The sequence below is a fragment of the Flectobacillus rivi genome (assembly GCF_030056655.1).
Classification (GTDB): Bacteria; Bacteroidota; Bacteroidia; order Cytophagales; family Spirosomataceae; genus Flectobacillus; species Flectobacillus rivi.
Genome location: NZ_JASHIE010000016.1, coordinates 51,830 through 74,784, shown reverse-complemented (window position 1 = coordinate 74,784; position 22,955 = coordinate 51,830). Strand labels below are relative to the sequence as shown.

Genomic DNA, 22,955 nt, shown 5'->3' with positions numbered 1-22,955 from the left:
TACGGTTGTGGTTATTACTTTTTTGCAGCTGGTTTTCTCTGTCCAAAACGATAAATAGTCTGATTGGAATCGTTATTTGGACTATCACCATAAATCAACACTTCGGTGATACGGCATTCATGCTCCTCAGATGGGTTAAGCATTTTCAGCTTGACGGTATGTTTTCCCTTTGGTAGCAAATATTTCCAAAACAACTCATGACGACGTTCTTTAAAGCTAGTTGGCAAGGCTACAGTCTCTATTTTATTGCCATCTAAATATAATTCTACCTGAAAGTTAAAAGTGCTTTCTGACATCCATTTAGCCGTTTCTCCCTTTACTACAAAACCTGTTCCTTCAAAATCAAAGGTATATTCATCTTTCAAATATTTATTAACAAACTGTTTATCAATTGGATAAGTCCCATCAAAGCTTTTTTCCATTTTGACTGGCATAGGAGTTTGAATCGGAATAATCACTTTATCTTCTAAGACTTTCCCACCATTACGTTCAATATTCAACAATGCGTGTTTGGTACCGATTTCATACACATCTGCCAATGAAATAGTTGTGTATTTAAAATCAATATCTTCAGCCTCTTTCAAACCCATTTTCCAATAAGCTGGAATTTTGTCATAACCTAATACTGTTCCAAGTATTCCTCCTGCTGATGAAGGATTGCAGTCTGCATCTTGACCGCAACGGGTCGTAATTTCCATTGTTTGGGAAAAATCTCCATTGCCATAAAGTAAACCTAAAACCACATACGCCGAGTTGATAGTCGCATCGATATTGAATGGCGCAAATACACCATCAGGGCATCCAATATCTTGTGTCCATTTGTCTTGGAGTAAATACCATGTCTTTTTCCAATCATTTGGATACATTTGATGCCATTTGATTATGTCAGCTATACATTTGTAATAATTACTTTCTTTGGGAATAGTCTTAAGTGCTTCCGAAACAATGTATTTTATATCGGTTGAAGTAAATGCCAAAGTATAACACGCACCTAAATACACGCCACCAAAATACCCATCACCATAGTTCATGATATGTCCAATTTTATCAGAAATTTTTGAGGCAGCATTTGGCATAGCAGGTGACATAAGTCCTGCAAAATCGCATTCTATCTGATAATCAATACAATCTGCATGTGGATTATTGACCCAATGACCAGAGGCAGGAGGCATCATTCCATGCAAAATATTATATCTTCCCGCTTGATTTGCGTGCCAAAGTGCATAGCCAGCATTGGCATAAGCCTTGGCATGTGACTCAACTGGAGCATCAAGCCCTTCTTTCTCAAAAACATCCACAAAAGTCAAGTCCATATATAAATCATCATACAAACCTGGATTGTTGAGCATAGTGTTTTTCAAATAGCCATCATACCATTGTATAGGCTGATATTCATTGATGATGGTGCCATTGTACTTAAACTCAACGGGTCCTCCAAAGGTTACGCCAATAGTTTGACCAGCCCAACCTCCTTTGATTTTATCCTTGAGCTGTGTTTTGCTCAAGGTAAGTGTTTTTTGTTGCGCCAATAATGTATTGGTCAAAAATAGAATTAATAGAAATGTTTTTTTCATAAAGTTAAATAGTTGATTAATAAAAGGATAAGATTATGAATGAGTGCTGAGTTGTGAGTTGTGAATTTTGAAAAATCAATATTTTATTAAAATTCTTTGACAGTTATTTTACTCTATTACTTAAAAACTGTTTTACTAAGTGCTCATAGCTCAATACTTAACGTTCTAAATTTTGATATAAAAAGCTTTTCATTATTCGGTTGATAAACTCATTGGAATCAATCGAAACACCCACTTCGGCATTAGGAACTTGATTTTCGTTTATTCGGGTAAAGCCTTCGTTATCGACTGCAATATTGACTTTTTTAGTCTTGAAAAGTTCGGGGTACAGCATCATACCAATCGCTACAGGGTCAAACAGCGTTGGCGTTTCGTTGCCCCATAGCACATACAAACCCGACAAGGCATTTGTCAAAACAGACTGTCGCATCAATAATAAATCTCGCTTGGTTTTCTCAAGTTTTACCATAGCAGTTACGTCCAATCCCGCATAAACTATATTGGCACCTGAATTGACAAACTTCTTAGCAGCAGGAATATCCACTTTTACATTCCATTCGGCATCGATACTTGGATAGGTGTTGTAGCCAATATAGAATGACCCAAACATCGCATAGATTTTCTTGGCTAATTTCAAGGCTTTGGGGTCTTTGTCGATGACGTCTGCCATATTCGTTACTGGACCAACCGAAATAATGATGACCTCATTCGGATATTTTTTGAGGTTTTCGATGATAAAATCTGTAGCAGATTGTTGAATAGGTTTTAATTTGTTGAAATCCTTAGCCCAGTAAAATTGTTCTGCATACCAGTTGGCACGCTCGTCAATTTTGGAAGTATTACGTCCCAAGGCTACAGGAATTTTGTCTTGACCAGTCTCATACAATAGTTTGAGCGCCACTTTGGCACGGTCATCGGTACGACCGTAGCATGTAGTAATGCCCAAAATATCCAATTTATCTTGATTGGTTAGAAGCATGGCTAAGGCAAAGGCATCATCAATATCATCGCCCAAATCGCAATCAAAAATGACTTTTTGTCGAGTTTGTCCAAACAGCATCATTGACATGAGCGTCAGCACAATAGTGAGTTTTAGTTTCATAGAAAATGGGATTTAAGTTATGTGTTTAGACACTAGGCAAAGAGTTTTAATATGTTTTTTAGTAACTACGGATATGTTTTGTCGAAAGCCAAATAGTTGAATTTTATTTACTAACTTAAGTTAGTGGGCAAAATTAAATTTAAGATTATGCTTGGATCTTTCAGGTAACGGCTCTCGGCGGTGGGTTTTGGAAAAAGCATGGCTGTGGGTAATAAAAAACATTTTAACACTCTGTGCCTTGTGCCTGTTGCCTTGTGCCTAAACACATAACTTAAATCTTATTCTGCATTAATACTTAATTTAGCATCACTATTCTGATTATGAACTCGTTATATTAATCGATATACTATTAACTAACAACTCCTATTGCTTACATTTCAACTCTTGATGGCATAGAAGCTTGTGCTCCCATGCGAGTAACGGCAATAGAGGCAGCTTTGCAAGCAAACTTTACAGCTTCTGAAAGTATTTTTTCTTCATAAATCGCTACTGCCAAGGCTCCACTAAAACAGTCTCCAGCGGCTGTAGTATCTATGGCTTCAACCTTAGGAGCTTCAATTATTCCTTCAAAATCAGCTGATTTCAGATAAGCTCCTTTTGCTCCCAAAGTAATGATGATATTTTGAACGCCTAGTGCTGCAAAGACTTGTCCCGCTTTTTGAGCACTTTCAAAATCCGTAACTTTTACTCCAGTAAGCAGTTCTGCTTCGGTTTCGTTTGGCGTAATGGTATGAATAAATGGGAATACGGATGAGGAAAGTTGAGCCGCTGGGGCTGGATTCAGAATCACTTTTAATCCATATTCATAGGCTTTTTGAATCGTGTATTCAACTGTTTGGATAGGTGTTTCTAGTTGTATCAGCAGAATATTATCTCGTTCAAAAATACTCGACGCATTTTCGATATCCTCGATAGACAAATGGGCATTTGCTCCCGGCGCTACCGTAATGCAATTTTCACCTTTGGCATCCACATTGATAAGAGCAACTCCCGAGGGGTTTTCGGTATCGACTACCACAAAATCGGTGTTGATACCTTCTTGCACAAACTGTTGGTGTGCTTGTCGCCCAAAAATATCATCTCCTATTTTACAAACGAACACGGTTGGGCACCCTAGTCGGGCGGTAGCTACTGCTTGGTTAGCACCTTTGCCACCAGCATTCATCAAAAATTTTCCTCCAATGACAGTTTCACCAGGTGTAGCAAGTTTTTCTGCTTTGATGACCATGTCTGTATTTGAGCTCCCAACTACAATAATTTTCTTCATCAGATTATTTTTAAATTTGAAACATTCAAAAATATCTAAAAATAATATCAAAACACAGTGGATAGAAAAATGATATGTAACTAGCTGCAAGACTTTGGCAGATTAGTAAAAGTCTTTTTTATAAAATATTAAGCTGTAGACGATATGCCAGAAAATCAAAAACTGATAGAGAGAAAATTTTGCCTTGAAATAACCGTATAGCTAAGTCTTTCAATTTCAGATTGGAGATTTCGGAAATAAATAGTTTTTATAATCCTTCGTACACTGCTAATTGAGAGTGCAATTTTTAAATATCACTTTAATTTAGCATAAAAAGTATTGAAAATTAGAGTTTTACATTCGCAACTCAGCATTCATACATAAAAAATAGCTATCAAAAAATTTCTGATAGCTATCCGTTTTCATACAAGATAGGATGAACAGGTTAGTTCAACTTACTATTGTCCTTGACCTAGTGAGTAAGCGGCTTTGCCATCAAACTCATAAAGGTTTTCTGTTTTAATGACATCTATGCCTTGCGAAATGGCTTTCTCCAACAACGCTGGAATTTGCGCGCTTGAACCAAGTCCCTTAAATCTGCATCTCCAGTGGTCTGTACAAAATGTTTCAGGAAATCCTTCAGGCCAAACTTTGATTCCTCGATTGGTAATCATACTTAGTTCTAATCCTGCATGATTCAACTGGCTTACTTGTGCTGCCAAATCATCTGCTTGACTGCCAGACCAGTGTACAAATAAATCTACACCAACGATTTCCTTTTTGGCAGGTGCTTTACGCACGTACTTCGGCAAGTACATTTGGGCTCCTTCCGCATACTCAACTGCTTGAAGCTGCTTTGGTTTTTGACCAAGGTTTGCAATTACAGCTTGTGCAAATTCTTTTGTTCCAACTTTTTGAGTACTTGTTCCCTCCTGATAGATATCGTAAGTATGAATACCGTCTTCGATGGTTTTAAGCCATGCGTTTTGTACCTTTTCGGCTATATCCATCTGACCAATATGTTGTAACATCAGGATGGCACCTTGCAATAGTCCAGATGGGTTAGCAACATTCTGTCCAGCTCTTCGTGGGGCAGAGCCGTGAATGGCTTCAAACATGGCACATTCTTCACCGATGTTCGACGAACCAGCCAAGCCCACTGAGCCTGCGATTTGTGCAGCGATGTCTGATAGTACATCTCCATAGAGGTTTGGTACTACAATTACATCAAAAGCCTCAGGGGTATCAGCCATTTTTGCTGCGCCAATATCGATAATCCAGTGTTCATTTTCAATTTCTGGATACTCCTGTGCTATTTCGTCGAATACCTTATGAAACAATCCATCTGTTTGCTTCATAATGTTGTCTTTTGTAAAGCAAGTTACTTTTTTACGTCCGTTATGTTTGGCATACTCAAAAGCATAGCGAACGATTTTCTCACAACCTGGGCGACTAATGAGTTTAAGACACTGTACCACTTCGTCGGTTTGTTGGTGCTCAATACCTGCATAAAGATCTTCCTCATTTTCACGGATAATCACAATATCCATCTTAGGGTGCTTGGTATCCACAAACGGATGCAGACTTAAACAAGGGCGAACGTTAGCGTACAAGCCCAAAAACTTACGAGTAGTTACGTTAAGACTCTTGTAGCCTCCCCCTTGTGGCGTTGTAATGGGCGCTTTTAAGAAGACTTTGTTTCGGCGTATAATGTCCCACGACTCTCTTGCAATACCTGAAGTATTACCAGACAAATACACCTTTTCACCAATGTCAATTGTCTCGATTTCAATTTTTGCTCCTGCAGCAAGAATGATTTCTAAAGTGGCATCCATAATCTCTGGTCCGATACCATCTCCTTTTGCAACTGTAATTTTTGTCATCTGTGTTTGTGTTATGCTTTGTTTACGACACAAAATTGAAGTAATATTTTCATAAGTTTTTATTTATGTTAAAAATGTTTTACATAAATAAAATTTATAATAATACTTCCTATTGAATAATTTGACTTATTATTTAATTTATAAGTAATTAATTTTCAAATAATTAATAACAATCACTGACATGAGCTTTTTAACTGAAATATCAATATATAAATATTTTAAATGTTTATAATTTCATGTATAAATAAAAACTTATGATTAATTCATTTCAATTTTGTATTCAAATATTAAAACACATACAGAAATGATACTTTCAACATCAGTACAATTAGCAAAAACATATTTAGAAAAGGGAGGAGTAATTGGGCTACCAACAGAGACCGTTTATGGTTTGGCAGGAAATATTTGGGATCAAGAGGCAATCAATAAAATCTTTGCTATTAAAGAACGTCCCAAAAATCATCCTTTGATTGCGCACGTGGCTCATTGGAATCAAGTAGAAAGTATCGCAAGTGATATTCCTGCCATGGCACAGCAATTAGCAGAAAGGTTTTGGCCTGGCCCACTCACTATGATATTAACTGCCAAACCTGACGTGCCTTCAGCAGCAACTGCTGGTCTCGGAACTATCGCTGTTCGAATGCCTGAGCACCCATTGGCATTGAAATTACTATCAGCACTTCCTTTTCCATTGGTTGCTCCAAGTGCAAACCCTTTTGGAAAAATTAGCCCTACCTCAGCTATGCACGTATTTTCCTATTTCAAAGGAAAAATACCTTTAACACTTGATGGTGGAAATTGTAAAATAGGACTTGAATCGACCATTATTGGCTTCAAAGATAATGCTGTAGTGATTTATCGTCAGGGAGTCATTAGTAAAGATGATATTCTTGAGGTACTTCCCAATACGGCGGTATATTATGATATTGATAGCCAAAATAACTATCCGGGCAGTCATCGTTCTCATTATGCACCCAAAACTCCCTTGATTATTACTGAATCTTTAGAAGAAACGCTTGAGAAATATACAGACCAAAAGATAGGATTGCTCAGTTTAGGGACTAAAGGAGAGAATTTTTCAACTATTGCTGAAATCCGTTATTTGAGTAAGACAAATGACCTAAAAGAGGCCGCCTCTAATCTATATGCTCACCTACATGAATTAGATAGTCTGAATCTTGATGTGATTGTGGCAGAACTTTTCCCTACCAGTGATTTGGGGATGGTGCTCAATGATAAATTGATTAGAGCCTCTAGTCAATTTGTGTAGATGCTTTCAAGAAGTAGTGTATTACCGAATAGATTATTTATAAACTTTCAGGCCAACAAAAGCCTGATCATTTATCTTAACTAATTGTTATATTATGAATTCAAGCTTATTACTCGAGAATTTATCAAATCCAGCACTGTTATTTTTTGTTTTAGGAATTGTGTCGGTGGTGTTAAAAAGTGATTTGAAAATTCCTGCCAATTCATCGAAGTTTATCTCATTATACCTATTGTTTGCGATTGGGTTCAAAGGTGGTCAAGAGCTCTCCCATGAGGTCTTCAATGGTCAAATGGTTGGGTGATGCTCACAGGTATATTTATTTCTGTGGCAATTCCTTTTTATACTTTTTTAATTCTTAGAAAAAAACTAAACGTGTATGATGCAGGAGCAACAGCAGCGGCTTATGGCTCGGTGAGTGCCGTAACATTTGTGACAGCGGTTTCGTACCTCGAAACTTATCATTTACCAATACACGGCTATATGGTTGCCACCATGGCATTGATGGAATCACCAGCTATTATAGTAGGATTACTATTGATTTCTGTTTTTGGTAAAGATATTCATCAAGGTATCCAGAAAAAGGAGGCACTCAAACATTCTTTAACCAATGGAAGTGTTCTACTAATTTTAGGAAGTTTAATAATAGGCTACTTAGCCAATGCCAAACAGGCGGAAGGCATCAAACCTTTTACCAATGATTTGTTTAAAGGTTTCCTAGCTATCTTTTTATTGGATATGGGAATTTCAAGTGGAAAAAAATTGGCTTCCTTCTTTTCCTATGGTTGGTTTCCGATCATTTTTGCAGCGATTATTCCATTAGTCAATGGATGTCTTGTGGGTTGGGTAACTGGATTTTTCTGTGAACATTCGATAGACCGCTTTATACTAGCAGTCTTAGCGGCGAGTGCGTCTTACATAGCCGTACCTGCTGCCATGAAAATATCAGTACCCCAAGCGAACCCAGGATTGTATTTGCCTATGACTTTAGCTATTACTTTTCCCATCAATATCACAATTGGACTACCCATTTACTTCGGGATTGTCTCGATGTAATTTTGAATGGTGAATGATGAGTTGTGAGTAATGACTTTATTCACAACTCATCATTCAAAACTAATACTTATTGCACCAATCAAATTTTTCCTGAATAATTCGATCTTTTTCTTGATGGATAAATTCTAAGAAAGCTTTTGCTACTGGTGAAAAATTCTTGCCTTTCATCCAAATTAAGTGCCATATACTTTGAATAGGAAATCCTTTGACAGGGATAATTTGAACGTCGCCCATTGATAATTCATTTTTGAGACCAATCAGCGGCATTACCGAATACCCCAGACCTGCCAAAACAGCCTGCTTTACAGCCTCATTGGAAGTCAGTTCCATTTTTTTATGAATAGGAAGCATATTGGCCTGCACAAATTTCTCCATCACATGTCTTGTTCCAGAACCTTGCTCGCGATAAATAAGCGGTAATGTCTCCAACACAGAAGTATCGTAGAGTTTTTTCGGGAAAGTTTGAAGTGAATTACCTACCAAAAATAGTTTATTGGGCATCAGTTCCACCTTCTCAATTTGGAGATGGTCGGGTAATACTGATACTAGCGAAAAGTCTACATCGTTTTGTTCGAGACTTTCCACAACTTTAACTTTATTAGTTACATCTAATTTCAATTCTATTCCATCATGTTGACTCATGAAGTCATTCAGGAAATAAGGAATCACATATTTACCTGTTGATACTACTGAAATTTTGAGTTGACCTACCAATTGCCCTTTAAAAGCGGCCGTCTTATGATTGATGGCGTATACTTCAGATAAGATTCGTTCGGCGGCAATAGCAATTTCTTTTCCAAAATCTGTAATGAATAACTTACGTCCAACGACTTCGGTGAGAGGGATGGCAAATTGGTCTTGCAGATTTTTTAACTGTATAGAAACGGCGGGTTGACTCAAGTGCAATTCCTCAGCGGCTTTCGTAACACTTTTGGTTTTACTAATCATCAGGAATACCTGCAATTGATGTAATGTATAGTTCATAGAGATAGCTATAATGATTCAAAAAAATCCTAACAAGTAAGAATCTAAGATCAAAATTAGCAAAAGTAATAGTCAATCTAAAATCCTACCTATAATCTCCCAGGGTTAAATATTGAATGTAATTTTTGGGGAAGATAATCAAAGAAAAATTACCCACCTATCCATGATCCAATCAGCATATCAGCTGTCGATTTTCAAGCTGTAGATGTCACATTTTAGAGATTGTTTTAATCAATAGGTAGGAATACAACAGGTGTAGAGATGTTGACGGTTTCTACATGAAAAACTATTTAGGTCTAAAATCACCCAACCCTAAACTTTGAATTCGAACCACAGATTGAATCTTCAATATTTCATAAATCTTCTCTATAAAGTGTCATAATGACACTTTTCTGATTGTAGTAAACATAATGAATACATATTTGAAGATTTGTGCTAATGTATTCTACCTACATGACCTTATTTTGCATTGTAATTTTATATTAATTATTAAATGAATCATATTTTATTCTAATGTATGAAACACTTTAACCTACCTATTTCAACTATTCGAAATAAACTTCACTTAGTAGCTTGGTTTGTCTCGCTTATGATTGGGGTTATGAGCTTCACCTCAAAAGCTCAAACAGTAAGAGGAACTGTAAAGTCTTCATCGGGCGAACCGATACCCGGAGCGACCATTACAGTGAAGGGAACAACCAAAGGAACCAATGCCAATAAGGATGGTGCTTTTAGTATCAATTGTTCTCCTAAAGAGATATTACTGATTAGTTCAATCGGCTTTAAACCACAAGAGATTTTAGTCGGCAAAAAAACAACAATTGATGTCGTTTTGGAAGAGTTTCAAACTGCCCTAGACGAAGTCGTTGTTGTTGGTTATGGTAAGCAAAAGAAAGAAGGCGTCGTAGCTTCGGTAACCCAAACCACAGGAAAAGTTCTTGAGCGTGCGGGTGGTGTATCGAGTATTGGTGCTGCCCTCACAGGTAACGTGCCGGGTTTAATTACCAATGCCAGTACGGGTTTGCCAGGAGCCGAGGATCCACAAATCATTATTCGTGGACGTAGTACATGGAACAACTCAGACCCTTTGATTTTGGTAGATGGTGTGGAGCGTCCCATGAATAGCGTCGACATCAGTTCTGTAGAAACCGTAACAGTATTGAAAGATGCTTCTGCTACGGCCGTATTTGGATCGAGAGGTGCCAATGGTGTAATCTTGATTACGACAAAAAGGGGTAAAACAGGGAAGGCATCTATACGTGCCACGGTGAATACAATTTTGAAGTCACCTTCAAAACTACCAGGGAAGTATGACTCATTTGATGCCTTACGTATAAGAAATGACGTTATCGAATATGAGCTTGCTACGAAGCCAGATGGTTGGAGAGATTATTTGCCATTTGATATTCTGAACAAGTACCGCAATCCAGCGAACTTAGCAGAAGCTGAGCGTTATCCGAATGTCAACTGGGAAGAAACATTGTTTAAATCTCACGCTTGGTCAAACAACGCCAACTTGAACATTAGTGGTGGTACAAATACCGTGAAGTATTTTACCAGTGCTGATTTCTTGCATGAAGCCGATTTGTTTAAAACTTATCCAAACAATCGTGGATATGAGCAAGGTTTTGGTTTTGACCGCTTGAATGTGAGAAGTAATTTGGACTTTCAGTTAACGCCAACTACTTTATTCAAAACCAATTTATCGGGCTCGTATGGTGTACGCAAAAGCCCTTGGGGTTTTACAGGTTCTGAATATGGCGCTTGGATTGACGCCTACAACGCAGCACCAGATTTGTTTTTGCCAGTGTACTCAGACGGCTCTTGGGGATATTATGCGCCCAACGAAGCTAGAGCTGAAAACTCAGCAAGAAGTTTAGCGATTGGTGGGGTTTCTTATCAAACAACAGCCAGAATCACGACAGACTTTACACTCGACCAAGAGTTGGATATGATTACAAAAGGCTTGAGATTTACGGGTACTATCTCACTTGATAATACTTTTGTGGAAAGTGATAGAGGTATTAATGACCTTTACAATGACACACAACGTAAATGGATTAACCCAGAAACAGGAGCCGTTACGTATCGCCAAGCCATTGACGGTATCACAGGATTTGATTTTCAAGAGGGTATCAAATGGAATCCAGCGGCAGGTACAATTGGTGCAAGTCAAAGAAGGTTGTTTTATCAGTTACAGCTCAATTATGCCAAAAATATTGCTGGAAAGCATTATGTAACAGGAATGGGCTTGATGAACCGCAACGTCTATGCTAATGGTAGTATGATTCCTTCGTATCGTGAAGACTGGGTATTTAGAACAACTTATACTTACGACAACAAGTATACGGTAGAATATAACGGAGCTTACAACGGTTCAGAGCAATTTGCAGCGGCTTATCGTTTTGCATTTTTCCAATCGGGTGGTTTAAACTGGATTGTTTCGAATGAAAACTTTATGAAGTCTTTAAAATTTGTAGACCAATTTAAAGTAAGAGCCTCTTATGGACAAACTGGTTTTGATAACCTTGGGGTAAGATGGCCGTATTTGGAACAATGGAATTATAATGGAAAATCAAGATTAGGAATCAGTGGTGAGGCCGCCGAACAAAGCCCTTACACATGGTATAGTCAAACGGTAGTTGGTAACCCAAATGTACAATGGGAACAATCTGAGAAGTACAATGTTGGGGTTGATTTCGAATTTTTGAAAGGCTTTATCAAAGGGAAAGCAGACTTTTTTACAGATAATAGAAGTAAAATTTTGTTAGCAAACCGTTCTGACGTTCCTACTTATTTTGGTGCAACTCCTCCTGTAGCAAACTTAGGAGCCGTAAAATCAAGTGGTTATGAATTAGAGTTACACCTCAATAAATCCTTGAGAAACTTTAGGTTATGGACAGACCTTAACATGACGCATACACAAAATAAGATTATTGAAGCTGCCAATCCTGAATTATTACCTGACTATCAGAAGTCAGAAGGCATGCAAATCAACCAAGCTTATTCGTATGTAAGTCGTGGTACCTACAGCACGTGGGATCAATTATATGGAAGTGCTATTCAGAATGCCAATGATAACCAAAAACTCCCAGGCAACTACTATTTAGTAGATTACAATGGTGATGGTTTGATTGATTCTCGTGACAATATTCCGTATGGATTTACAGGCTGGCCAGCCAATACTTACAATGCCACTTTTGGTATAGACTGGAAAGGATTCTCGGCTTTTGTACAATTCTACGCAGTAAACAACGTAACACGTCAGGTAGAATTTAGAAGCTTGAGTTCACAAAGTCATACCGTGTACCAAGAGGGTGATTATTGGTCGCCTAGTAATCCGAATGCCAATCCAATGCCACGCTGGTTGACTACACCACAAGGCTATTATAGAGGCACGCAATATATGTATGATGGTTCGTATGTACGCTTAAAGAATGCTGAAATCGCCTACAACTTTACACCAGAATTTAGTAGAAAGTTGGGAGTTTCAGGACTCAGAATTTATCTCAACGGTAACAACCTTATTGCTTGGAGCAAAATGCCAGATGACCGCGAATCGAACTTTGCAGGTACAGGCTGGGCTTCACAAGGAGCATATCCTACCGTTAAACGATTCAATTTAGGTCTAAATCTTACCTTTTAATTAAAACAAAAGCATGATTAAGAAAATTAAACTCTTGTTTGTGGCGGTGGGTCTTTCCATGACTTTTGGAATTACCTCCTGCAAGGATTTCCTCGACCGTGACCCTCAGTCATTGGTTTCAGACAAAGATGCCTTTAAAAATTTTGTTAACTTTCAAGGCTTTACTGAAGAGTTATATCATTGTGTACCAGACTTTTCAAATGCCTATTGGACAAACTCATGGAACTGGGGAGAGGATGAAATTCAATCTACAGCTCAAACTTTTCACTTTTGTGTAAAAATCGACAACGGTGATTTTTGGGGATGGCAACGCAACTTTGATGGCTGGCAAGCAGGTTGGATGGATCGTAACAATAACCAAACCAACGACGACCGCTTTGCTAAATCACTTTGGGGCTTAGGTTGGTATGCAATTCGTAAAGCTAATATGGGCTTGGCCAATATCGATAAATTAACCGATGCAACTCAGGAAGAAAAAAACCTTATCAAAGGACAACTATTATTCTTTAGAGGCTGGTACCACTTTATGTTTATGCAATACTTTGGTGGGCTACCTTACATTGATAAAGTACTTCCAGGTGACCAAAAACTTACCTTGCCTCGACTCAAATACAGCGAATGTGCTGACAAAGCTGCCGCTGATTTTAGAGAAGCAGCGAATCTTTTGCCATCAAACTGGGATAATACCACAGCAGGAAAGAGAACCTTAGGTAAAAACCAACTCCGTATCAATAAGATTATGGCGTTGGGATATTTAGGGAAAAACTACCTTTGGGCAGGAAGTCCATTGATGAACTCAGTGTCTGGTGGTAGCCGTACTTATAATGCCGAATACTGCAAAAAAGCAGCAGACGCTTTTGCTGAATTATTATCCTTATGTGAAAGTGGCGAAGCACCATATAGCCTAGTCCCTTTTGCTCAATACTACACTAATTTTTATACAACTGGTCAAAACTGGAATATCCCAGGGGGTACTGAAGCCATTTTTAGAGGTCCTTATTATGGTGCCAACAACTCTAACTGGGGTACAAGTAAGCAGTATTCGCCATTAATTATTAGCGAAGGCGATGTGAAGTTTTTACCAACATCTAACTACGTTAATTACTACGGTATGGCCAATGGTTTGCCAATCAAAGATGTTACTCAAGCGGATAGCGAATCAGGTTACAACCCTGAGTATCCTTGGAAAGGTCGTGACCCTCGTTTTTATAATGACATTGTGTTTGATGGGGTAAAAATGGTGGCAGGAAGTATTCCAAATGCCAGCGAAGCTAACAACCGCTATGCTAACCTTCATACGGGTGGTTCGTATCGTGATATTGCCACTGGAAGTCGTACAGGGTATCTATTATTTAAGTTTGTACCAAGAACAGCTAACAAGTATGATCAAGGATATAGCTACGATAAAAGTTTGAATATCCACCTACCTTATATGCGTTTGGCAGATGTTTATTTGATGTATGCCGAGGCTGCTGCGCAAGGTTATGGTTCGCCAACGGGTAAATCAGCTAGTTACAGTAAAACTGCGGTAGATGCTATCAATGTCATTCGCGATAGAGCAAGTGTTGGACGAGTGGCAACCAAATTCTTAGGGTCATTAGATTTGTTTATGGAAGAAGTGCGTCGTGAGAGAGCCGTTGAATTATCCTTTGAAGGGCACAGATTCAATGACTTACGTCGCTGGTTGTTGCTAGCACAAAGTCCATATACGTTGAAAAAATCGCTAGAGTTTGACCGTGCAAGTACACTAGATCCTAACAAAGATCCTAAAGAAAACAGAGTGTTGAACATTCGTGAGACTACCATTTTGGAACGTAAGTTTACTGACAAACATTACTGGTTACCGCTCAAAAATAATGATGCCAACCTCTATTTAGAATTTGCTCAAAACCCTGGTTGGTAATCAGAGCTAATACTATAATCATACCTTGAAAAGATTAATGTAAAGCAAATGAAGTTCATAAAAATACTCCTCTTCTTGTGTACGCTCATGATGTTACAGCCTGTAACATCGAGGGCACAAGACACCCCAACCATACAGATAAAGGCTACTGTATTTGGGGTAAACAACCAGCCTTTGAAAGGGGCGGTTGTAACAAGCGCTGCCGAAAATAGCAAAGCTGTTACAACAGATGCTTTCGGCACTTTTGAATATGAAGTAGCTAAAAATGATGTGTTGTCTATTTCGGCTAAAGGATTTGAAACAAAGTATATTACCATTACAAAAGCGATTTCTCAAATTAGTCTTACACCAGAAAAAACGCGTGATTTGATTCATGCTGCTTTTCGTGAGGTAGAAAAACAAGACTTATTGGGGGGAGTTGCTTCGGTAAATGTAAAAGAGCTTTTAAATAAAAACTATTTTACCAATACCCTCGATGGTATGGAGGCTTTCGCTTCTGGATTCAACGGAAATAGCAACTGGGGTATGGGAAACTATCTGTTTATGATTGATGGTGTACCTCGCGAAACTGGTAATGTGGCTCCTACCGAGATAGAAGAAATTGTTTTCTTGAAAGGTGCCAACGCAGTAGCACTTTACGGTAGCCGTGCTGCCAAAGGTGTTGTCAATGTTATTACGAAGCGTGGCGAGGTAGGAAAACGCCGCTTTGATTTAAGAGTAAACAGTGGTATCAATATTCCTAAAAGTTATCCGAAGTATTTGGGGTCAGCAGAATATATGACGATGTATAACGAAGCTCGTAGAAATGATGGCTTAACGGATTTATATTCAGAATTAGATATCTATAATTATGGTTCAGGACGCAACAAATACCGTTTCCCGAATGTAGATTTTTATTCTTCAGATTATCTCAAAAATGTGTTTACTCGCTATGATGCTACAGCCGAGATTTCGGGAGGAAACGAGCGTGTAAGATATTATACCAACTTAGGGTATTCAACAACTGGTTCATTATTGAACTTTGGCGAAGCAAAAAACAATAACAATTCGGACCGTCTTAATTTTAGAGGAAATCTTGATATTCAGCTCAACGAATATATCTCGATGAATGCTGATGCTACAGCGATTTTTTATACAGGAAGAGGCGTCAATACTGATTACTGGGGCAATGCCGCTACGGTACGTCCCAACCGTTTTGCGCCTTTAATTCCGATAGATTTAATCGAAAAAGAAGATGCAGCTTCACAAATTTGGATTCAGAATAGTAACAACCTTATTGATGGCAAATATTTACTAGGAGGCACTCAGCTTGACCAAACTAACCCTATCGCAACGATTTATGCAGGTGGAAATAATCAGTATTCAAACCGTCAATTTCAGTTTAATACTGGTCTGAAGGCCGATTTGCGCAATGTATTGAAAGGGTTGTCGTTCCGTACAGGTTTTGCAGTAGACTATGCTACGGCTTATTCGCTGTCATACAATTACTCGTATGCTACGTACTCGCCTACATGGAACAACTATAGCGGAACAGACTTGATTAGTAGTTTGACGGTCTACAACCAAGATGCCAAATCTGGAACACAAAATGTTAGTGGTAACTGGTATCGTCAAACGATCGCATTTTCAGGTCAGTTGAACTATGACAGAACCTTTGGCACTAACCACAACTTCTCTGCGATTTTGTTGGCAAATGGATTTCAACAATCTGAATCAGCGGTTTATCACCGAACTAGTAATGCAAACCTCGGCCTATTAGCGAGCTATAATTACAATCACAAGTACTACGTAGATTTGAGTACGGCGTATATTCATTCTGCTAAGTTGCCACCAAGTAACCGTCAGGCATTCTCGCCTTCAGTTTCTCTAGGTTGGAGATTGAGCCGTGAGGAGTTCTTGAAAAACTCACATATCGTGAATGACCTAAAACTTACTGCTTCGGCAAGTATCCTAAACACCGATTTGGATATCAATGATTATTATCTCTATCAAGGATTCTATACAGGTGCAGGTTCATGGTATGGTTGGAAAGATGGAACAGGTATTCAGGCGACAGAATCTAGAAGAGGTGATAACCCTAATATGAAATTTCCAAGAAGAGAAGAAATTAATATTGGTTTAGAAGGTACCTTCTTTAATCGTTTATTGAATGTGAATGGTACTTTCTTTATGAATAAAATTACAGGAAATATCATTCAAGCCTCTGTATTGTTCCCTTCATATTTCACAACAGGCTGGCCAGTATCGTCATTTATTCCTTATGTGAATTACAATGAAGATAAGCGTGTAGGGTTTGATTTCTCAGCGAATTTGAACAAGAAAATTGGAGAAGTAAACTGGAATTTGGGTATCAATGGTACTTATTACCAAACAACTGCTGTAAAAAGAGCTGAGCTTTACGAAAATGCCTATCAGAATAGACAAGGTAAGCCTTTGGATGGCATCTGGGGATTACAAAATTTAGGCTTTTTCCAAGATGACAATGACATCAAAAACTCTCCTTCACAAACTTTCGGTCAAGTAAAACCTGGCGATATCAAGTACAAAGACCAAAATGGTGATGGTATTATCGATTCACGTGATGAGGTATTCTTAGGAAAAGGAGGCTGGTTTGGCGCACCGTTTACAATGGGCGTAACGCTTTCAGCACAATGGAAGAAGTTGACTTTCCTAGCTTTGGGTGTAGGTCGTTTCGGAGGAAATGCTATGCGTAATAACTCTTATTTCTGGGTATATGGTGAAAATAAATATTCGGAAGTGGTACGCAATCGCTGGACAGAAGCTACAAAGTTGACAGCTACTTATCCTCGTTTGACTACCCTCAGCAGTGACAACAACTTCCGCTCATCGGATTTCTGGATATACAGCACTAGCCGTTTTGACCTGTCAAAAGTTCAAATTACTTATGACTTAACGGATTTATTAAAAATGAAATCTTTTGTGCGTGAATTGGGCGTGTATGTTAATGGGTTTAATCTTTGGACTTTCTCAGAAAACAGGGAAACCCTTGAGTTGAATGTCGGTAGCTCACCACAAACACGATTCTTTAACCTAGGCGTAAAAGCGTTGTTTTAGGTTTTTTACTAATACTTAGAAACTTATACTATGATGAATATGAATAAGGGTATATTAAAATTTTTAGCCTGTATCCTCTTGCTCACAAGTTGCCAAGACTTGATAGAGCCTGCGCAGGAAAACAACAGGCAACTAGACCCAAATGCCTATTTACCAAGCGATTCTAGATTTCCATTTGGTATTTTATTAAATGGCTATAACCGAATTCCAAGTAACTCGTGGTCATTTAATGATGTAGCTACCGACGATGCCGTGAGCAACGACCAAACAAATGTCTATTTGAAAATGGCAACAGGGCAGTGGACTGCCAATAACAATCCTGCCAATCAATGGACCAACTGTTACGCTGGGATTCAGTACATGAACATTATGCTTGGAGAGGTAGATAAGGTAAAATGGGTAGCAGATCCTATTGCTAGCAAGTTGTTTGCTATGCGTATCAAAGGGGAAGCATTTGGTATTAGAGCGTTGCTAATGTATAATTTGTTACAAGCTCATGCAGGCGTAGGTAAAGGGGGTAATATGTTAGGAGTTCCAATTTTGACAAAAACTCAAACAACCTCTGACAATTATAATCTGCCAAGAGCGAGTTTTGACGATTGTATCAAGCAGATCTATACAGACTTAGATAGTGCAGATGTTCGTTTGCCGCTTGATTATCTGAACTTGGTTTCGGGACAAGAGTCACAAATTCCTACTAAATATGGTACCGTTACGATAGAACAGTACAACCGTGCTTTTGGGGTAACATTTAGTGGTTTATTGAGTGGTCGTATTGCTAAGGCTATTCGTGCAAAGGTGGCGCTATTGGCAGCAAGTCCAGCATTTAACCCAAACAATGCGAATAAATGGGTTGATGCTGCAAACTATTCGGCACAAGTATTAAATCTGAATGGTGGAATCAATGCTATTACAAGTAATGTAGCTAGCGGACTTACATGGTATTCCAACACTGCAGAAATTGCGGCTTTGAAAGATGGTGCTAATCCTCCAGAAATACTTTGGCGTAACAACTGGGGTGAAAACCGTGATTTGGAACAAGCTAATTTTCCACCAACACTTTTTGGAAATGGTAGAATCAATCCAACCCAAAACTTGGTAGATGCTTTTCCGACAGTCAATGGATACCCTATTAGCGACTCCAACAGTGGATTTAATCCCAATGACCCCTATTCAAATCGTGACCCTCGTTTGAAAATGTTCATTTTGGTCAATGGTGCTACGGCCGGTGTCAACAACACTGCTATCAATACCGCAGCTGATGGTACAACTAACGATGGACTCAATAAGGTAGCTACCTCAACTAGAACGGGCTATTATATGCGTAAGCTATTACGTCAAGATGTGAACCTAAATCCAACGTCTTCAACGAACCAGCGTCATTACAAACCGCATATTCGTTATACCGAAATTGCTTTGAGTTATGCAGAAGCAGCCAACGAAGCGTGGGGACCTACAGGTACAGGAACAAATGCTTATTCGGCATACGATATACTAAGAGCGATTCGTCGTCGTGCAGGAATTGGCTTAGCCAACAATGATGCCTATCTCGAAAGTATCAAAAACAATAAAGAGCAAATGCGTCAATTGATTCGTAATGAGCGTCGTTTGGAGCTATGTTTTGAAGGATTCAGATTTTGGGATTTACGTCGCTGGGATGCCAACCTCACCGAAACAGCTAAGGGAGTTAGTATTCGTAGTGGTGCGTACACCGTTCTTCCAAGCGTTGAATCAAGGGTATTCCAAAACTATATGAAGTACGGTCCAATTCCATATTCAGAAGTTTTGAAATACTCGGCACTAGAGCAAAATCAAGGTTGGAATTAAGAAGCTCTTGAAATTAGCGCAACAATTAAGTATATAAAATTTCTCAAAAGTCGAATTTCAGCTTGGCTGAGCATATTTTAAGCTAGGCTGAAATTCTGACAAACAACATCTTTATTCTTATGAAGAATTCGATTTTCATATTAGTAATATTCATGATGGGACTCATTTCGTGTAATACCGAAAAGGAGTTTCCAGACTACAAGTACCAAACTGTCTATTTTGCTTATCAATATCCTGTAAGAACCATCACTTTAGGAGAAGATTTGACGGTAAACAACGAACTCGATAACCAGTATAAATGTCAAATTTATGCAGCGTTGGGTGGTGCGTATTACAGCAAAAAAGATGTAGCAGTAACGGTGGCTGTAGATAACTCGATACTAGGAAGTGGGATGCGATTTGGCTCTGGTAAAGACGAAATTCTACCGATGCCAAGCAGCTATTTCAAGCTAGCCTCTGACAAAATCATTATCCCATCTGGGACTATTGCTGGGAGTGTTGATGTACAACTTACGGACGCTTTTTTTGCTGATCCTAAGGCAATTAAGAATACGTATGTTATTCCATTAACCATGACGAAGGTCACCGATGCGGATTCTATTCTTTATGGAAAGCATTTTGTGCTTTATGCTTTAAAATTTGTGAATTCTTGGCATGGTAACTATTTGAGAAGAGGAAAAGATGTCGTTTCAGGATCCTTCAATCAAACAATTGTAAGACATGCTCAATATGTAGAAAAAGATGAAGTGAATATGCTTTCGACAAAATCTTTAACAGAGCTTACTTTTCCAGTTGTTTTTAAAGATAAAGACGGAAAAAATATCAGTACCTCTTTACTATTGAAATTTGACAATAACGGAAAATGTACAATTTCGTCAGCTACTTCTGGTATTACGGCTACGGGCACAGGTGCTTTTGTCAAGAAAGGTGAAAAAAATAGTTGGGGCAATAAGGACCGCGATGCGCTTTATCTCAACTACGAAGTAAACCTAACTGGTATGAAAGTAGTCACTTCGGATACTTTGGTCATGCGTGATCGTGCTGTAACAATGGAAACTTTTACTCCTGTAGCTAAGTAAACTCATCTTTAGAACTGTTTTACTATGAATAAATTATATCAAATAGCTTTAGGGTTCACAAGTATTGTATTGGCTTCGTGTACCAAATATGAGCCATTGGAGTTTGCCACAACCAAACCCGAAAGTGTTGCTTTACAAGAAAATATTGACGCCTATCCCGCGCTCAAATCCTATATCAACCGCACCTCTAATCCTAATTTTAAATTTGGCGTAGCGCTTTCTCTCAACGACTACGTCAACAAAGGGGTAATGTATCGCCTAGCCAATAAAAATTTCGATGAAATTGCCCTAGGATATGAAATGAAGCATGGCGCTGTGGTACAGTCTAATGGCTCTTTGGCATTAGACAACGTATCCAAACTACTGGCTGCCGCCAAAGAAGCAGGTACTACCGTTTACGGACATACCCTTTGCTGGCATGCAAATCAAAATGCGAGCTATCTCAATAGCCTGATTGCACCTATGCTCGTAACAGCGCCATCTTTTCCTAACGACCTAAACACTAACCCTTTAAACAATAATCTTTTTACAGGTTGGAATCAAGCCAATAGCGGGGCAGGTATTTCGATTGCCAATAACGCAGGTATGGGAGCAGGTACGAAGGCGATAAAACTGAGTGCATCGGCTACTTCGTCCTCGGCGACTGCTTTACAACTGACAAGCCCTTCGGTTACTGTTGTGCCAGGACATAAATATGAGGTGGTATGTTATATCAAATCGGACGTAGCAGGTGAAGGACGTATCTCTTTTGAAGGACTTAGCAATAATACCCCTTCAATCGATTGGACCAAATCTGGAAAGGCTTCTACTACTTTTACAACAGGTATTTCTTGGAAAGAAATTAGATTCCAGATTAGTGATTTTACTGGATCTAGTATTAAGCTCAACTTTGATTTGGGTTATAAACCTAATGTGAATTATTACATCGACATCAACAACCTCTATGTCTATGATACCCAAGGAACTCCAGTAGTCTCCAACCTTGTAGCCAATGGCGATTTTGAGTCAGGCTCAGGTTGGGGAGGCTGGGGCGGTAGCTCGTCGAGAGGTATAACGGCTGATGGTTTAGGGTATAACAATAAAGGAAAAGCCTTTTTTGTAACAAATCCCACAAAATCAGCCAATTATTGGGATGTTCAAACATTATATGATTTAGGGAAAAACCTTAACAATGGCGAGTCGTATGTACTTTCATTTTGGGTAAAAGGTACTGCTGAAGGAATCATTAGACCAGAATTGCAAAGTGCGTCTTACACATCGAATGGCTATGGTCAAGTTCCAGTTACCAAAGAATGGAAACTAATAGAGTTAACAACTACCGCTTCGGGCACTGATAAATCCAGATTGGTATTCAGTTATGGAGAATTTGCAGGTACAGTGTATATCGATAACGTAGTTCTAAAAAGTACCAAAGCTTCAGGTGGTGCAGTTACGTTGGCAGAAAAAACCGCAACCGAAAAGACTAGTTTGATAGGCAGTGCTTTAGATACATGGATGTCAGGTATTATGGGCGTTAGTAAATCGTATGTAAAAGCTTGGGACGTTGTGAATGAGCCTATGGACGATGGAAAACCTTACGAGCTAAAAACTGCTGTAGGTCGCACAACGATTGCTTCAGATGAGTTTTTCTGGCAAGATTATCTTGGCAAAGACTACGCAGTAACAGCGTTCCAATTGGCCAGAAAATACGGTAATCCAGACGATAAGCTATTTATTAATGACTATAATCTTGAATATAGTCTTGACAAATGTAAAGGAATCATTGCTTACGTAAATTATATCGAGAGTAAAGGTGCCAAAGTAGATGGCATAGGCACACAAATGCATATTAGTATCACTTCGGACAAAAACAGAATAGCTGAGATGTTCAAACTATTAGCAGCTAGTGGTAAGTTAATTAAAATCTCAGAGTTGGATATTGGCTTAGGTGGTGTCAAAACCGCTAACGCTACCAAAGAACAATATCAAGCACAAGCCGAAATGTATAAGTATGTGATTGATAAATACTTTGAACTAATTCCAGCAGCTCAAAGATATGGTATTACTATTTGGAGTCCGCTTGATAGTCCTGCCAATTCGAGTTGGAGAGCTGATGAGCCAATCGGTCTTTGGAATGGGCAATATGTTCGTAAACTAGCTTACTCGTATGTAGCTGATGCAATTAAAGCTAATACAAGCAAGTAGAGATTACACAGTGGGTCATAGATTTCAAACTATTTCAGATTTGGGATTGCTGATTTCGGATATGTAACAAGATGCCTTTATTTTTTACAAATAGAAACTTACACTTCCGAAATCCAACATCCGATATCC

12 protein-coding genes and 1 pseudogene are annotated in these 22,955 nt (G+C 38.7%); 8 read left to right on the top strand and 5 right to left on the bottom strand.

The window, feature by feature from the left end:
* Positions 1 to 14: 14 nt before the first annotated feature.
* The 4 genes from QM481_RS20440 to QM481_RS20425 form a co-directional block, all read right to left on the bottom strand.
* Positions 15 to 1,574: an ADP-ribosylglycohydrolase family protein gene (locus tag QM481_RS20440; RefSeq protein WP_283383100.1), complete on the bottom strand. Its 1,560-nt coding sequence runs from the start codon at positions 1,572 to 1,574 to the stop codon at positions 15 to 17.
* Between the two features lie 157 nt (positions 1,575 to 1,731).
* Positions 1,732 to 2,676 (bottom strand): nucleoside hydrolase, encoded by a 945-nt coding sequence (locus QM481_RS20435; protein WP_283383099.1) that lies wholly within the window; start codon positions 2,674 to 2,676, stop codon positions 1,732 to 1,734.
* Between the two features lie 370 nt (positions 2,677 to 3,046).
* Positions 3,047 to 3,943, bottom strand: coding sequence for a ribokinase (gene rbsK / locus QM481_RS20430; protein WP_310589679.1), 897 nt, complete (start codon positions 3,941 to 3,943; stop codon positions 3,047 to 3,049).
* A gap of 437 nt (positions 3,944 to 4,380) precedes the next feature.
* Positions 4,381 to 5,805, bottom strand: a complete 1,425-nt coding sequence (locus tag QM481_RS20425) for an NADP-dependent isocitrate dehydrogenase (protein ID WP_166551984.1) — start codon at positions 5,803 to 5,805, stop codon at positions 4,381 to 4,383.
* A gap of 304 nt (positions 5,806 to 6,109) precedes the next feature.
* Here QM481_RS20425 and QM481_RS20420 point away from each other — a divergent pair, with 304 nt between their 5' ends.
* Together QM481_RS20420 and QM481_RS20415 are read left to right on the top strand one after the other, a co-directional pair.
* Positions 6,110 to 7,075: an L-threonylcarbamoyladenylate synthase gene (locus QM481_RS20420; RefSeq protein ID WP_283383098.1), complete on the top strand. Its 966-nt coding sequence runs from the start codon at positions 6,110 to 6,112 to the stop codon at positions 7,073 to 7,075.
* 94 nt (positions 7,076 to 7,169) lie between these two features.
* A pseudogene (locus tag QM481_RS20415) lies at positions 7,170 to 8,128 on the top strand (sodium-dependent bicarbonate transport family permease).
* Positions 8,129 to 8,188: 60 nt separating this feature from the next.
* Here QM481_RS20415 and QM481_RS20410 read toward each other — a convergent pair.
* Positions 8,189 to 9,112, bottom strand: a complete 924-nt coding sequence (locus QM481_RS20410) for a LysR family transcriptional regulator (protein ID WP_166552684.1) — start codon at positions 9,110 to 9,112, stop codon at positions 8,189 to 8,191.
* Between the two features lie 517 nt (positions 9,113 to 9,629).
* On the opposite strand from QM481_RS20410, the gene QM481_RS20405 reads away from it, so the two are divergent.
* From QM481_RS20405 to QM481_RS20380, 6 genes are all read left to right on the top strand, one after another.
* Entirely contained in the window at positions 9,630 to 12,758 is a 3,129-nt protein-coding gene (locus QM481_RS20405; protein ID WP_283383097.1) for a SusC/RagA family TonB-linked outer membrane protein, read from the top strand.
* Positions 12,759 to 12,771: 13 nt separating this feature from the next.
* Entirely contained in the window at positions 12,772 to 14,661 is a 1,890-nt protein-coding gene (locus QM481_RS20400) for a RagB/SusD family nutrient uptake outer membrane protein (protein ID WP_166552686.1), read from the top strand.
* A gap of 48 nt (positions 14,662 to 14,709) precedes the next feature.
* The gene (locus QM481_RS20395; protein ID WP_283383096.1) at positions 14,710 to 17,736 is read left to right on the top strand and encodes a SusC/RagA family TonB-linked outer membrane protein; all 3,027 of its coding nucleotides are present in this window, start codon (positions 14,710 to 14,712) and stop codon (positions 17,734 to 17,736) included.
* Positions 17,737 to 17,775: 39 nt separating this feature from the next.
* Positions 17,776 to 19,563 (top strand): RagB/SusD family nutrient uptake outer membrane protein, encoded by a 1,788-nt coding sequence (locus QM481_RS20390; protein ID WP_283383095.1) that lies wholly within the window; start codon positions 17,776 to 17,778, stop codon positions 19,561 to 19,563.
* A 119-nt stretch (positions 19,564 to 19,682) separates the two neighbouring features.
* A complete protein-coding gene (locus QM481_RS20385; RefSeq protein WP_166552689.1) occupies positions 19,683 to 20,642 on the top strand; it encodes a DUF5627 domain-containing protein in 960 nt (319 codons plus the stop codon).
* 24 nt (positions 20,643 to 20,666) lie between these two features.
* Positions 20,667 to 22,826, top strand: coding sequence for an endo-1,4-beta-xylanase (locus tag QM481_RS20380; RefSeq protein ID WP_283383094.1), 2,160 nt, complete (start codon positions 20,667 to 20,669; stop codon positions 22,824 to 22,826).
* The last annotated feature ends 129 nt before the right edge of the window (positions 22,827 to 22,955 follow it).

Coding starts and splice junctions, on each gene's coding strand:
- QM481_RS20440 (WP_283383100.1), bottom strand. CDS start 1,574: ATGAAAAAAACATTTCTATTAATTCTATTTTTGACCAATACATTATTG.
- QM481_RS20435 (WP_283383099.1), bottom strand. CDS start 2,676: ATGAAACTAAAACTCACTATTGTGCTGACGCTCATGTCAATGATGCTG.
- rbsK (WP_310589679.1), bottom strand. CDS start 3,943: ATGAAGAAAATTATTGTAGTTGGGAGCTCAAATACAGACATGGTCATC.
- QM481_RS20425 (WP_166551984.1), bottom strand. CDS start 5,805: ATGACAAAAATTACAGTTGCAAAAGGAGATGGTATCGGACCAGAGATT.
- QM481_RS20420 (WP_283383098.1), top strand. CDS start 6,110: ATGATACTTTCAACATCAGTACAATTAGCAAAAACATATTTAGAAAAG.
- QM481_RS20410 (WP_166552684.1), bottom strand. CDS start 9,112: ATGAACTATACATTACATCAATTGCAGGTATTCCTGATGATTAGTAAA.
- QM481_RS20405 (WP_283383097.1), top strand. CDS start 9,630: ATGAAACACTTTAACCTACCTATTTCAACTATTCGAAATAAACTTCAC.
- QM481_RS20400 (WP_166552686.1), top strand. CDS start 12,772: ATGATTAAGAAAATTAAACTCTTGTTTGTGGCGGTGGGTCTTTCCATG.
- QM481_RS20395 (WP_283383096.1), top strand. CDS start 14,710: ATGAAGTTCATAAAAATACTCCTCTTCTTGTGTACGCTCATGATGTTA.
- QM481_RS20390 (WP_283383095.1), top strand. CDS start 17,776: ATGAATAAGGGTATATTAAAATTTTTAGCCTGTATCCTCTTGCTCACA.
- QM481_RS20385 (WP_166552689.1), top strand. CDS start 19,683: ATGAAGAATTCGATTTTCATATTAGTAATATTCATGATGGGACTCATT.
- QM481_RS20380 (WP_283383094.1), top strand. CDS start 20,667: ATGAATAAATTATATCAAATAGCTTTAGGGTTCACAAGTATTGTATTG.